At 66.3% G+C, this 14152-nt stretch carries 10 protein-coding genes; 4 read left to right on the top strand and 6 right to left on the bottom strand.

The features are described from left to right. Window positions 1-69 precede the first annotated feature (69 nt). A complete protein-coding gene (locus AC1ME3_RS07970; RefSeq protein ID WP_480955548.1) occupies window positions 70-3354 on the top strand; it encodes a hybrid sensor histidine kinase/response regulator in 3285 nt (1094 codons plus the stop codon). 265 nt (window positions 3355-3619) lie between these two features. Here the strand turns inward: AC1ME3_RS07970 and AC1ME3_RS07965 are convergent, their stop codons facing one another. Both AC1ME3_RS07965 and acs read right to left on the bottom strand, forming a co-directional pair. Continuing rightward, window positions 3620-4243, bottom strand: a complete 624-nt coding sequence (locus AC1ME3_RS07965) for a response regulator transcription factor (protein WP_480955547.1) — start codon at window positions 4241-4243, stop codon at window positions 3620-3622. Further along, window positions 4240-6195: an acetate--CoA ligase gene (gene acs, locus AC1ME3_RS07960; protein ID WP_480955546.1), complete on the bottom strand. Its 1956-nt coding sequence runs from the start codon at window positions 6193-6195 to the stop codon at window positions 4240-4242. The genes AC1ME3_RS07965 and acs overlap by 4 nt, the downstream gene beginning before the upstream one ends. Window positions 6196-6350: 155 nt before the next feature. Here acs and AC1ME3_RS07955 point away from each other — a divergent pair, with 155 nt between their 5' ends. Further along, on the top strand, window positions 6351-7802 hold the full coding sequence (locus AC1ME3_RS07955; RefSeq protein WP_480955545.1) for a DcaP family trimeric outer membrane transporter: 1452 nt from the start codon (window positions 6351-6353) through the stop codon (window positions 7800-7802). A 229-nt stretch (window positions 7803-8031) separates the two neighbouring features. Then, on the top strand, window positions 8032-9699 hold the full coding sequence (locus AC1ME3_RS07950; RefSeq protein ID WP_480955544.1) for an MFS transporter: 1668 nt from the start codon (window positions 8032-8034) through the stop codon (window positions 9697-9699). Between the two features lie 126 nt (window positions 9700-9825). On the opposite strand, the gene AC1ME3_RS07945 is transcribed toward AC1ME3_RS07950, so the two are convergent. The 3 genes from AC1ME3_RS07945 to AC1ME3_RS07935 all read right to left on the bottom strand — a co-directional run bounded on the left by AC1ME3_RS07945 (window position 9826) and on the right by AC1ME3_RS07935 (window position 11158). Further along, window positions 9826-10467, bottom strand: coding sequence for a hypothetical protein (locus AC1ME3_RS07945; RefSeq protein WP_480955543.1), 642 nt, complete (start codon window positions 10465-10467; stop codon window positions 9826-9828). Window positions 10468-10490: 23 nt separating this feature from the next. After that, window positions 10491-10802 (bottom strand): hypothetical protein, encoded by a 312-nt coding sequence (locus AC1ME3_RS07940; protein ID WP_056484947.1) that lies wholly within the window; start codon window positions 10800-10802, stop codon window positions 10491-10493. A gap of 86 nt (window positions 10803-10888) precedes the next feature. Continuing rightward, a complete protein-coding gene (locus AC1ME3_RS07935) occupies window positions 10889-11158 on the bottom strand; it encodes a GlsB/YeaQ/YmgE family stress response membrane protein (protein ID WP_056061356.1) in 270 nt (89 codons plus the stop codon). A 185-nt stretch (window positions 11159-11343) separates the two neighbouring features. Between AC1ME3_RS07935 and AC1ME3_RS07930 the strand changes: the two genes are divergently transcribed. After that, entirely contained in the window at window positions 11344-12819 is a 1476-nt protein-coding gene (locus tag AC1ME3_RS07930) for a PAS domain S-box protein (protein WP_480955542.1), read from the top strand. Between the two features lie 6 nt (window positions 12820-12825). On the opposite strand, the gene AC1ME3_RS07925 is transcribed toward AC1ME3_RS07930, so the two are convergent. Further along, window positions 12826-14022, bottom strand: a complete 1197-nt coding sequence (locus AC1ME3_RS07925) for a multidrug effflux MFS transporter (protein WP_480955792.1) — start codon at window positions 14020-14022, stop codon at window positions 12826-12828. Between the last annotated feature and the right edge of the window lie 130 nt (window positions 14023-14152).

Below are 14152 nucleotides of genomic sequence, written 5' to 3'. Positions count from 1 at the left end.
TCAATCCTGAACCGGAGCGCTGCCATCGTCGGACCAAGTGTCATCGTCGCGATCCTGACCTATGGCGCGTTGCTGTTCGGGATCGCCTGGATCGTCGACCGGCGCGGGCTGTCGGTGCGGCTCCAGCGGATCGCCTATCCGCTGTCACTCGCGGTATATTGCAGCAGCTGGACGTTTTTCGGCGGGGTCGGCACGGCGGCGACGCGGGGGTGGGATTACCTTGCCATCTATCTCGGCCCGGCTTTGGTGTTCCTGCTTGCGCCGAAGTTTCTCGCGCGTCTGGTGCGGCTGGCGCGCGAGGAAGGGTCGAGTTCGATCTCGGACTTTATTTCCGCGCGCTATGGGCGGAGCCGGGGGACCGCGGCGATCGTCGCTGGCACGGCTTTGCTCGCGTCGGTGCCGTATATCGCGCTTCAGCTGCGATCGGTGACGCTGAGTTTTGGCGCAATCGCGGGCGTGGGGAGTTCGGCGGAGGTCGGCACGTTCGTCGCGCTGTTGCTGGCGGTATTCGCGATCGTCTTCGGTGCGCGGCGGTATGAGGTCGCCGGTCGCAACCCCGGCGTCGTTGCGGCGATCGCGGCGGAGTCGCTGATCAAGCTGGTGTGCTTCGTCGTGCTCGGGGTTGTGACGGTGGCGCTACTGGCCGACGTGCCGGCGGAGATACTGGCGCCGCCGATGGCGCGGCTTCGGTCCGGCTTTACCTGGGGGGCGCTGACGTCCGATTTCTGGGTTCGGACGCTGCTGTCGGCGCTCGCGATCCTGTGCCTGCCGCGGCAATTCTATGTCGGCGTGATCGAGGCGCAGGGTCCGGAGCCGGTCGCCAAAGCGCGCGGGCCGTTCATCGCGTACATGGTGGTGATCTCGGTGCTCGTGCTGCCGCTGGCGCTCGCCGGGATGACGCTGTTGTCAGGCGATGCCGAGCCCGATCTGTACGTGCTCGCGGTGCCGTTGCAGCAGAAGCATCACCTCGTCGCGCTGCTCGCGTTTCTCGGCGGGTTTTCGGCGGCGACGGCGATGGTGGTGGTCGAGACGATCGCGCTGTCGACGATGGCGACCAACGACCTGCTCGCGCCGCTACTGCTGCGGCGGCACGGCGAGGCGGGCGAGGGCGAACTCGGGCGGCGGATGCTGCGCGTGCGGCGCGTCATCATCGCCGCGATCGTCGCGGTCGCGCTGGTGTATGGCCGGAGTCTGGGCGCGGACTTGCCGCTGGCGTCGATCGGGCTGATCGCGTTCGCCGGTGTCGCGCAGTTCGCGCCTGCGTTGATCGCGAGCGTCGGGTGGAACTTCGCCAACCACACCGCCGCGCGCGCGGGGCTGATCGGGGGCGTGATCGTCTGGATCTACTGCCTGTTGCTGCCGTCGATCGGCGAGGGCGTCGGGCCGGCGCTGGCGCAATTCACGCGGGGGTGGCTCGATCCGGATGCGCTGCTCGGGTGGCGGATCGGCTCGCCGTTGGTCAATGGCACCGTGTGGAGCCTTGGCGTAAACGTCGCGCTGATGGCCGGGCTGCATTTGCGCGAGCGGCACCGGGGGAACGCGGCGCTCGATCACGTCACGACGTTGGGCGAATTGCGAATGCTGGTCGCGCGGTTCGTTGGCGACGGCGAAGCGGAGGCGATCGGCGTGGCGTCGCCCGATCTGCGCGCGCCGATCGACGGGCCTGCCGCGCGCACCGCCGAGCGGCTCATCGCGGGCGTGATCGGCGCACCGTCGGCGCGGAAGATCGTCGCGTCGAGCATTGCCGGGTCGGCGATCGACGTCAGCGACGTGGTGCGGCTGCTCGACCAGCGCGGGCGCTCGCTGCGGTTCTCGCGCACGCTGTTGTCCGCGACGTTGGAGACGATCGATCCGGGGGTCAGCGTGATCGACGCGGACTTGCGGCTGGTTGCGTGGAATCCGCGCTATGTCGAAATGTTCGACTATCCCGAGGGCTATGTTGTGGTCGGGCGTTCGATCGCCGACCTGATCCGCTACAATGCCGAGCGCGAGGGCATCGCCGGCGATATCGCGGCGCATGTCGGGCGGCGGGTGGCGCACCTCGCGCGTGGCACGCCGCATAGTTTCGAGCGGCAGCGGCCATCGGGGCGGTGGATCAAGATGGTCGGGCGGCCGATGCCGGGCGGCGGCTACGTCCAGAGTTTCACCGACATCACCGCGGAGAAGGAGGCGCAGGCCGATCTCGAGGCGCGGGTGGCGGCGCGGACGCAGGACCTCGCGCGGTCGAACCACATGCTCGGCGAGGCCCGCGCGATCGCCGAGACCGCGACCCGCGACAAGACGCGGTTTCTGGCGGCGGCGAGCCACGATTTGTTACAGCCGTTGCACGCGGCGCGGCTGTTCTGCGCGGCGCTGGCCGAAGACAGGGCGCCGCATCAGGCGGAACTGGTGCGCGCGATCGATGGCGCGATCGGGTCCGCGGACACGTTGCTGCGCGCGCTGCTCGACGTGTCGCGGCTCGATGCGGGGGGCGTCGTGCCGAAGGTCGAGCGGTTTGCGCTGGGGGCGTTGATCGAGGAACTGGCGGTGCAGTTCCGGCCGTTGGCGGGTGAGCGCGGCCTGGTGCTGGCGGCGCATTCGGGGGCGTTCAGCGTGGCGACGGATCGGTCGTTGTTGCGGTCGATCCTGCAGAATTTCCTATCGAATGCCGTGCGCTATTCGGCGGATGGGCGGATCTGGATCGGGGCGCGACGGCGTGGCGACGATGTGCTGATTGAGGTGCGCGATGCTGGGCCAGGGATTGCGGCTGGGGATCGCGAGCGGATCTTCGAGGAGTTCGAGCGACTCGAGAGCAAGGGGAGCGCGGGGGGCGGCGTCGGGCTGGGGCTGGCGATCGTCCGGCGGATCGCGCGGTTGCTCGGGTCGGCGGTGGAGTTGCGGTCGGAACTGGGGCGGGGGACGACGTTTGCGGTGCGCGTGCCGCTGGCGCCGGCCGGGCTGGATGTTTTGTTGCCAACGCCCTCCGCGACGCGCGCGCTGGTGCCGGGGTTGCGAGTGCTGTGTCTCGACAATGATGCGACGATCCTGGCGGCGCTCGATGCGGCGTTGCGGGCGCGGCGGTGTGTGCCGTTGCTGGCTGCGACGATCGCCGAGGCGATGGAACTGGCGGCGGACGAGGAGCCGGATGTGGCGCTAGTCGACTTTCACCTGGACGAGGTGGGGGACGGGCTGGATGTCGTGGCACGGCTGCGGGCGATGGTGCCGGCGCCAGCGATTGCGCTGGTGACGGCGGACCGTGCGGTTGTGGATGATGTGCGGCGTGAGGGGTTGGTGGTATTGACGAAGCCGGTGGTGCCAGCGGATTTGTGGCGGTTTATCGAGGATGCGTCTGCGGCCGCGGCGCAGGGGAGTTGATCCTCCTCGATCCTCCCCTGCAAGGGGGAGGTGGCAGGCGCTTGCCTGACGGAGGGGGAGGAAAGAGGGAACTGCTGTTGCGTGTTCCTCCCCCTCCGTCGCCTTCGGCGCCACCCCCCCCCCCTGGCGGGGGAGGATTGAGGCACGGGCAAACTTCGTCATCCTGACGAAAGTCAGGATCCAGAGCCATGATCGGGGTGGGTGGTATCCTGGGTCCTGACTTTCGTCAGGATGACGGTCGGGGGAGCGGGCAGCCGGTACGCGGCTAGTCGGCGAAGTGGATGTCCATCGCGCGTGCCGCGAGGACGGCTTGCGTGCGGTTCTGGACGCCTAGTTTCCGCAGGATAACGGTCATGTGACCCTTCACGGTGCCTTCGGAGATGCCGAGGTCGAACGCGACTTGCTTGTTCAGGCGGCCGGCAAGCACGCCGAGCAAGACTTTCAGTTCGGTCGGGGTGAGGCTCGCGACACGCGTCGCCATGTCATCGACGGAGGCACCTTCGATCGGCGCGTCACGTTCGCCGGCCAGGGCTCGGGCTACGGCGGTTTCGAGCGTGGCGAGGTCGGCGGTCTTGGAGACGAAGCCGATTGCGCCGTACGCCCTCGCGCGGGGGGCGGCCTCGGCTTCGTCCGCCGAGGAGATCACCATGATCGGTGTGTCGGGGCGTTCTGCGTGCAGCAACGCGACGCCAGCGAACCCTTCCGAGCCCGGCATCCGCAGGTCCAGCAGGATCAGGTCGAGGCGTTCCGCCACGCGCGCCGCGTCGACCGCCTCGCAGAGTTGCCCCGCCTCGATCACCACCGCGTCGGGCGCGGCGCGGCTGACCGCCAGTTTGAGCGCCTGGCGGAACAGCGGGTGATCGTCGGCGATGAGGATCGTGCGGGTCATGCGGGTACGGGAGCGGCCTCCTCGCGCCCGGCGATCAGCGCGTCGACCACCGCGGGATCGGCGAGCGTCGAGGTGTCGCCGAGCTGGTCGAGCTGGTTCTCCGCGATTTTCCGGAGGATGCGACGCATGATCTTCCCCGAACGCGTTTTCGGGAGCGCGGGGGCGAACTGGAGGATGTCGGGGGTCGCGATCGGGCCGATTTCTCGGCGGACCCATTGGACGAGTTCCTTGCGCAGGTCCTCGCTGGGCTCGGCGTTCGCGTTGAGCGTGACGTAGGCGTAGATACCCTGGCCCTTCACGTCGTGCGGCATGCCGACGACCGCAGCCTCGGCGACCTTCGAATGCGCGACGAGCGCGCTCTCGACTTCGGCGGTGCCCATGCGGTGGCCGCTGACGTTGATGACGTCGTCGACGCGACCGGTGATCCAGTAATAGCCATCCTCGTCGCGGCGGCAGCCGTCGCCGGTGAAATACTTGCCGGGATAGGTCGAGAAATAGGTCTGGAAGAAGCGTTCGTGATCGTTCCACACGGTCCGCATCTGGCCGGGCCAGCTGTCGGCGATGACGAGGTTGCCCTCGACTGCGCCGTCGAGCACCTTGCCCTCGGCATCGACGAGTTCGGGCATCACGCCGAACAGGGGCTTGGTCGCGCTGCCGGGTTTCAGCGCGGTCGCACCCGGTAGTGGCGAGATCATGTGCCCCCCCGTCTCGGTCTGCCACCACGTATCGACGATCGGGCAACGACCGTCGCCGACGACGTTATGGTACCAGTTCCACGCCTCCGGATTGATCGGTTCGCCGACCGAGCCGAGCAGGCGCAGCGACTTGCGGCTGGTGCGGGTGACCCAGTCGTCGCCCTCGCGCATCAGCGAACGCAGCGCGGTCGGCGCGGTGTAGAGGATGTTGACCTGGTATTTGTCGACGATCTGCCAGAAGCGGCTGTGATCGGGATAATTGGGGACGCCCTCGAACATCACCGTCGTCGCGCCGTTCGCGAGCGCGCCGTACAGCGAATAGGTGTGGCCGGTGACCCAGCCGACATCCGCCGCGCACCAGAAGATCTCGCCGGGGCGGTAGTTGAAGACGTATTCGTGCGTCATCGACGCCCATACCAGATACCCGCCGGTCGAGTGGAGCACGCCCTTGGGCTGGCCGGTCGAGCCGCTGGTGTAGAGGATGAACAGCGGGTCCTCGGCGTTCATCGGCTCGGGTGCGCAATCGGTCGACAGGCCCTCGACGCACTCGGAATACCAGCAGTCGCGGCCTTCGGTCATCGTCACCTTGCCGCCGGTGCGACGGACGACGATGACGGTCTCGACCGCGAGATCGCCGTGGTCGAGCGCGGCGTCGACATTGGCCTTCAACGGGACGGTCTTGCCGCCACGCAGGCCCTCGTCGGCGGTGATGACGATGCGGCTGTCGCAGTCGTGGATGCGGTTGCACAGGCTCTCGGGCGAGAAACCGCCGAACACCACCGAATGGATCGCGCCGATCCGCGCGCAGGCGAGCATCGCGAACGCCGCCTCGGGGATCATCGGCAGGTAGATCGTAACCCGGTCGCCCTTCTTGACGCCCTTCGTCTTCAGCGCATTGCCGAGCTTCGACACCTCGTCGCGCAGTTCGGCGTAGCTGATCTTGCGGTCGTCGGCGGGGTCGTCGCCTTCCCACAGGATCGCGGTCGCGTCGGGGCGCGTCTCGGCGTGGCGATCGACGCAGTTGGCGGCGACGTTGAGCTGACCGTCCTCGAACCAGCGGATGTGGAAGTCGCTCTCGTCGAACGACGTATCCTTGATCTTGGTCGGCGGCACGATCCAGTCGAGGCGCTTGGCTTCCTTCGCCCAGAACGCGTCGGGATCGGTCGCGGCCTCGGCATACATCCGGTCATAGGCGGCGGCATCGATCAGGGCGTCCTTCGCCCATTCCGCGGGGACGGGATAGCTTGCCTCGGTCATCTGGCTCTCCTTTTGCCGCGCTGTACGCGGTCGCGTTCGGGCGATCATCCCTAACCAAAGTAAGGGATGGACGCAGGTTCGCAATGCGCCATGATGAGGTCGCTGCTATCCACGCGTCAGATCAGTGGAAGAGAGCAGAGACGGGGATGACACGTATGGCGTTTACGAAACGGCTGGCCTTGACGGCCTTGTTGGCTGGTACCGCGCTGGTGCCGGGCATGGCGCAGGCGCAGACCGCGCGTGAGGTCGAACTCGAGACCCGGTTGAAGGCGTTGGAGGCGGCGGTGCAGGAACTGCGCGGCGAGCTGAACGCCGCGCGGGCGACGGCGGCCACCGCGCCCCAGCCTGCTGCTCCGGCGACATCGACCGCTTCGCCGACGGCTGTCGCGTCCTCGCCGAACGATCTGCATCCGACCGCGCCGATGGGCCCGACCGCGCCGACCGCGCTTGCCGAAGCGAAGGCACCGGGCGCGGCGCCGTCGACCGACGGGTTCAAGGTCGCCGGGACGACGGTAAAGCTCAACGGCTTCATCAAGACCTGGGCATCGGTCAGTCGGTACAGCGGTGGCAACATCGCGCCGGAATCGGTCGGTCGCGACTTCTATTTCCCGAGCATGACTCCGGTCGGTGGCCGCAACGAAGGCAACAGCGTCGAGGCGAACGCCAAGCAGACGCGGATCGTGCTGGGTACCGAGACGCCGATCGCCGGGCATACGCTGAAGGGCCTGCTCGAAGTCGATTTCCAGGTCGTGCCGGGCACTCAAGGCAACCAGCGCATCGTCAACGGTTACAACCCCGGCCTGCGTCGCGCGTTCTTCACGTTCGACAATTGGCTGTTCGGGCAGGAGTGGACCAACTTCCAGTATATCGGTGCGCTGCCCGAGACGACCGACTTCATCGGTCCGTCGGAAGGCACCGTGTTCGTCCGCCAGGCGCAGATCCGCTACACGCGCAAGTTGAACGACACGCTGTCGCTGTCGGTCGCGGCCGAAAACCCCGAGACGGCATCGACCAGCCTTGCCTCGGCAACGATCGTCGAGAATGCCGACGATCGCCTGCCCGACGTCACCGCGCGCCTCAACTACAAGACCGCGTTCGGCGAGTTCTCGCTGGCCGGCCTCGCGCGCCAGCTGACGATCGATACGGGTGCGCTCAAAGACAGCGCCACCGGCTGGGGCGTGTCGTTCGCGGGCAAGGTGCCGCTCGACGCGAAGGGTCGCTCGGACATCCGCTTCATGGTTACGCATGGCGACGGGATCGGCCGCTATGTCGGTCTCGATCTCGCCCCCGACGCGGTGTTCGTGCCGGTGGTCGGCGCGCGGCTGTATACGCCGAGCCTCACCGCAGGGTTCGCGGCGTTGAAGCTCGGCTGGACCGACAAGCTACGCTCGACCTTCATCGGCAGCGTCCAGTCGATCGATTACCCGACGGGCGGCGAGCCGGTTGGCGCGAGCAACTCGGCATGGAGCGCGTCCGCCAACCTGTTCTACTCGCCGATCAAGAACATCGATCTCGGCGTCGAATTCCGTCACGCGGAGCGCGAACTGGTCGATGGGCAGGTCGGCAAGATGGACCGCGGCGAGCTCGCCGCGCGGTACTCGTTCTAAGGCATGATTTCACGATCCTCCCCCGCCAGGGGGAGGTGTCGCCGAAGGTGACGGAGGGGGAGGATGCGGAACAATGGTCATCGCGTTCCTCCCCCTCCGTCAGGCAAGTGCCTGCCACCTCCCCCTGGCGGGGGAGGATCAGCGAGTCGCTTGGCCGGCATTTCTACTTTCTCATAAGTCGGCGGAGATCGGCTGTTCCATCCAATTTCCCTTCTGAGAGGACACTGCCATGGCGACTACAACAGGGGATGCTTCGCCCCTCGGGCACGTGAAGCAGAGCCAGCCGCTCATCATCATCGCGTCGTCGCTCGGCGCGGTGTTCGAATGGTATGATTTCTACCTCTACGGCCTGCTCGCGACGATCATCACCGCGCAGTTCTTCTCGGGCGTCAACGAGACGACCGGGTTCATCTTCGCGCTCGCGGCGTTCGCGGCGGGGTTCGCGGTGCGCCCGTTCGGTGCGCTGGTGTTCGGGCGGATCGGCGATGTCGTCGGGCGCAAGAACACCTTCCTCGTGACGATGGCGATCATGGGCCTGTCGACCTTCCTGGTCGGCCTGCTTCCGAGCTATGCGTCGGTCGGCGTCGCCGCGCCGATCGCGCTCGTCGTGCTGCGCCTGTTGCAGGGCCTGGCGCTCGGCGGCGAATATGGCGGCGCTGCGACCTATGTCGCGGAGCACGCGCCCGACAAGAAGCGTGGGCTGTTCACCAGCTTCATCCAGACCACCGCCTCGCTCGGCCTGTTCGCGGCGCTCCTGATTGTGATCGGTGTCCGCACGCTCGTCGGCGAAGAGGCGTTCGCGGCATGGGGCTGGCGTATCCCGTTCATCGTCTCGATCGCGCTGCTCGCCGTGTCGCTCTGGATCCGCATGCAGCTCGAAGAGAGCCCGGTGTTCCAGAAGATGAAGGACGAGGGCAAGACCTCGAAGGCGCCGCTGACCGAGGCGTTCGGGCAGTGGAGCAACCTCAAGGTCGTGCTGATCGCGCTGTTCGGTGCGGTCGTCGGCCAGGGCGTCATCTTCTACACCAGCCAGTTCTACGCGTTGTTCTTCCTCGAGAAAAACCTGCGAGTCGACGGGCCGACCACCAACATCCTGATCGCGATCGCGCTCTTGATCGCGACGCCGGCGTTCATCTTCTTCGGCTGGCTGTCGGACAAGATCGGGCGGAAGTACATCATCCTGACGGGCTGCGCGCTCGCTGCGCTGACGTACATGCCGCTGTTCCATGCGCTGTCAAAGGCCGCCAACCCGGCGCTGTATGCAGCACAGGCCAATTCGCCGGTGAGCGTCGTCGCCAATCCCGACGAATGCTCAGTGCAGTTCGATCCGGTCGGCAAGAACAAGTTCGACAGCAGCTCGTGCGACATCGCCAAGGCGTATCTGGCGAAGGCCGGCATCTCCTATGCCAACGTGATCGCACCCGCGGGCACCGTCGCGCAGATCCACATCGGTGGCGCGACCATCCCGGTCGTCAACCCCGCGGTCGTGTCGGGTCCGGACAAGGCAGCGGCGATCAAGGCGTTCGGTGCGGAAGTGAAGACCGCCCTGACGTCGGTCGGTTACCCTGAAAAGGCGGACCCGGCGCAGATCAACAAGCCGATGGTCATCGCGATCCTCGTCCTGCTCGTGCTGTACGTGACGATGGTCTACGGCCCGATCGCGGCGCTGCTGGTCGAGTTGTTCCCGACGCGGATCCGCTACACTTCCATGTCGTTGCCTTATCATATCGGCAATGGCTGGTTCGGCGGGTTCCTGCCGACCGCAGCGTTCGCGATGGTCGCGGCGACGGGGGATATTTACTACGGCCTCTGGTATCCGATCGTCGCCTGCGCGGTGACGGTGCTGGTCGGTCTGGTGTTCCTGCCCGAGACTTTCCGTCGATCGTTGCACGGCTAAGGTCTTCGGCCTGTAGTTGAACGACGAAGGGGTCGGTTTGGGTGAACCCAAACCGACCCCTTCGCTATTCCGACGCTGTCACCTTGCCGCCCGATACGCTGGCGGCAAGGATCGTGACGGCATCGTTCAGTAGGTCGACGCGTTCGTCGACGACACCGAACCATAGCGGCCACGCTCGGCAACGACTTCGTCGCGCGTGTATGCGGGTGCTGCCTCGTCGAAGCGCGTCCAGCCGTCCTGGCGATAGGCCGCACCGCGCGTCGTCGCGTCGACCGAACGATGACGATCGAGAACCGCTTCGGCCTCGGTCGCGAGGCTGTCGTCGACGCGTGCGCTGAGCAACGTGCCGCCGCGACGGACGCCTTCCGAATAGACATGCGCTTCGTCATCGGTGTGACCCGCGTCCTTCAGTGCACCGACGATCGTGCCGGTGGCGGCACCGCCTGCCGCACCGATACCGGCACCGACGACGGTCGATGCGAGCCAGCCAGCCGCGACGATCGGCCCCAGGCCTGGGATCGCGAGCAAGCCGAGACCAGCGAGCAGGCCACCGACGCCGCCCACGGCTGCACCGGTCGAGACACCGCGGCTGACATCGCCACGATCGTTGACGTCGTCCAGCGACGTGTCGTGATCGCCATGCGCGCCATCGGCGTTGTTCGCGACGATACTGATCGAGTCGTGCGACACGCCGAGACGCTCGAGATCGTTCAGGGCAGACTTCGCATCCGAATAATCGTCGAACAGGCGGGTAAGGGTCTTGGTCATCGTTTCTCTCCTGGGAAAATGGATCAGCGTGCGGTCACGTTGCCCTTGTAGTCGAGCCCGACATTGACCTTCTTGCCGGCCTTGGTCGCGCTGCCGCGCCAGACGCCGTCCTTGTCCTTCGCCAGGCGCGAGACCGACTGGTAGCCGGCCTTGGTCAGTCGACCGCGAGCCTGATCCTCGGAGAAGGAATTGGCGCCCTTGGCCGGTGCCGCGACATGGGCGGCATCGTTGTTCTTGACGGCCGGGTTGTGCGCGCCGGCATGCGTTGCGGTCTGCGCGACGGCGCTGGAGGCCAGCAGCATTGCGCCGCATGCCATGAATGCTCGAACGGTCATGATACTCTCCTAGGTTTCTGGTTTTGGAAACGGGGGCGTTCGCGAGGTGGGAGGCGGCATGTCGACCACGCCGCCTCCCGGTCGGATCAGCGAACCGTACCGCGACGAAACATGTTGACGATCGCGAGCAGGATCACCGCGCCGACCAGCGAAATGAGGATCGACTGGATGTTGAGCGCGCCGTCCATGATCGATGCGCCACCGATCAGCGGCGTGATCAGGAAGCCGGCCAGCAATGCGCCGACGATGCCGACGACGATGTTGAGGAAGATGCCCTGCTGCGCATCGGTGCGCATGATCATGCTGGCGACCCAACCGATGAGCCCGCCGACGACGAGAAGAATGATGAGGTTCATGATGAGGCTCCTGGACGATGATGGTACGAGTGGATGGTACAGGGGGCTCAACAGTCGGGATCGCCGATCCGTTCAGTTTCGGCGCCGTGACGGGATTTTGCGATTGGTGCTCACATACCGGTCGCATTGGTACAAATGTAGCGCCGGGCACGGAACCGCAGCCCCCTTTTGGTCGCTGGACAGGCATGACCAAGACCAACGGCAAGCCGCTTCACGCCCCGACGCTGCATCACCTCGAACAGCTCATGACCGGGTTGCTCGAGGGCGTGATCCTGATGGATCCGACCGGTATGATCCTCAGCGCGAACCCGGCTGCGTTGAAGATGCACGGCGTCAAGGCGTTGGCCGACCTGGGCGAGACCGCGGACGATTACGCGGCGCGCTTTCGGCTGCGGTACCGTGACGGTCGCAAGCTGCCGCGCCGCGAATATCCGTTGATGCGGCTGCTCGCCGGCGAAAGCTTCCCCGACCTGATCGTCGAGGTCTCGTCACCGGATGCGGACGAGCCGCGCTGGGTGCATCAGGTCCGCGACATCGTCATGGACGAGGATGGCGGCGATCCCGATTGCCTGGGGATGGTCATTAACGACGTCTCCGAACGGTTCGACGCGGAGGACCGGTTCCAGGCGATGTTCCATGCGAACCCCGCCCCTGCCCTCATCATGCGGGTCGCCGACCAGCGCTATGTCCTCGTTAACCAGGGGTTCCTCGATCTCTCCGGCTACGATCGCGACCAGATCGTCGGCAAGACGCTGTTCGATCTCGACTTCCTCGCCGAGGTCGAGCGCAAGCCGTTCGTCAAGGAACGCGTGGCGGGCGGCAAGACCGTGCCACAACTGGAGGCGGAACTGCCGCTTGCGGGGGGCGACAAGACGCTGGTCATCCTCGCGGGCCAGCCGATCGAACTCGCCAACGAGGACTGCCTTCTCTTCACCTTCGCCGACCTCGAGCCCCGGCGGCGCGCGCAACTGGCGTTACAGGCGAGCGAACGGCATTTCGCATCGTTGTTCGAGATGGCCCCCGTCGCGATGGTCATCACCAAGGGTGACGAGAACCGCATCGTGCAGGTGAACGCGGCGTTCAAGAGCCTCACCGGCTACACCGATCACGCGGTCGTCGACCGGATCGCCGATGATCTCCAGCTGTGGAACGACGCCGCGCAGCGGGTGGAACTGGAAACCGAGATCCGCGAACGGAACGGCATTCGCGGCCACGATGTCCGCCTGTTGCACAAGAACGGCGAAACGCTGGACTGCCTGGTGTCCGCCGAACGGATCAGCGTCGACGGCACGCCCTGCGTCCTGTGGCTGTACCAGGACATCACGGCGCGCCGCCGCGGCGAACTCGAACTCGTCGAAGCGATCGACGCGGTGATGAAGGACGCCAACTGGCTCAGCCGGTCGATCATGGACAAGCTGGCGACGCTGCGAAATCCACGCGCCGGCTCGGGTGCCACGCCCCCCACCACCGAACTCAGCAAGCGCGAGCGCGAGGTGCTCGAACTGATCTGCCAGGATCTCGACGATGCGGCGATCGCCACCCGGCTCGACCTGTCGCGCAACACGGTACGCAACCATGTCGCGCGGCTTTACGCGAAGATCGGCGTCAACCGGCGCAGCGCCGCGATCGTGTGGGCGCACGAACGCGGCGTGGGGGCGTAACGCGTATCAGGCCTTGTGGTGCGCGTGGAACAGCTTGCCGCCCTCGACCACGTACACGACCGCCAGGACGCCCAGCCCGATCGCGAGATAGCCGATCGCCAGCGGATAGGTCGTGCCGTTGTACGACTGGCCGATCAATGAGCCGACGATCACCGCGCCGACGCTGGTGATGAACCCCTGGATCGACGATGCGGTGCCGGCGATGTGCCCGACCGGCTCCATCGCCATCGCGCCGAAATTGGAACCGCACAGGCCGATGCACGTCATGCTCAGCGCCTGGAACAGCATGTAGGTCCAGAGCGATTCCGATCCTGCCGCGATCACGCCGATGTGGACCACCGACAGCACGATCAACCCCAGCACCGCGGCCTGCGATATCAGCCGCGTGCCGAGGCGCTCGACCAGCCGGCTGTTGGCGAACGACGCGCACCCCATCGAAAACGCGCAGACCGCGAACAGGATCGTGAATCGCTCGCCGGCGTGGAACTCGTCGACGAAGATCTGTTGTGCCGACGAGACGAAGGCGATGATCCCGCCGAACGTCATCGACGCGGCGACCGCATAGCCTGCCGAATACCGATTGGTCAGCGTCAGGGTGTACGCCTGGCGGAGCGACGCGAACGACAGCGGTGAGCGGCGCTCGACCGGCAACGATTCCCGCAACCGCGTCACCGACCAGGCGAGGACGAACGCCGCAAAGCCTGCCAGCGCGTAGAAGATGAACCGCCACGGACCGAACTGGAGCAGCACCTGCCCCAGGCTGGGCGCCATGATCGGCACGAGGAAGAATATCATCTGCGCGACCGACAGCGTGCGCGCCATCTGGCGACCCGAATACCGATCCCGCACGATCGCGACCGCGAGCACGCGCGTCGATGCGGACATCAGCCCTTGGAGAACACGGGCGCCGAGCAACGCCGCGAACGTCTGCGATCCGGCGGCGAAGATGCTGGCCGCGACGAATCCCGTGAGCGTGACGAGCAAGATGATCCGGCGGCCGTAGCGATCGGCGAGCGGCCCGTAGACGAGCTGCCCCGCGCCGAAGCCGAGCATGTACGCGGTGATGATCCACTGGCGATGGTTCGCGGTGGCGATGCCAAGCTGGTGGCCGATATCGGCGAGCGCGGGCAGCATCAGGTCGACGCCGAGCGCGTTGACCGCCATCAACGCGGCGATGAAGGCGACGAACTCGCCTGGACGCATCGATGGGGCAGCAATTTTGTCGTTCATCGACGTCGCTTAGGACTGTCGCCGCTCGAACGCCATGCCCGAGCGCTGGACTCGATTGCGATGACGGAAAGGCGATGGCGACTGATCGACGAACGCGAATGCC

It is taken from the genome of Sphingomonas sp. BL2 (assembly GCF_056680015.1).
Note: the sequence above shows the minus strand (reverse complement) of the source record. Positions and strands in the feature narration are given on the sequence as shown.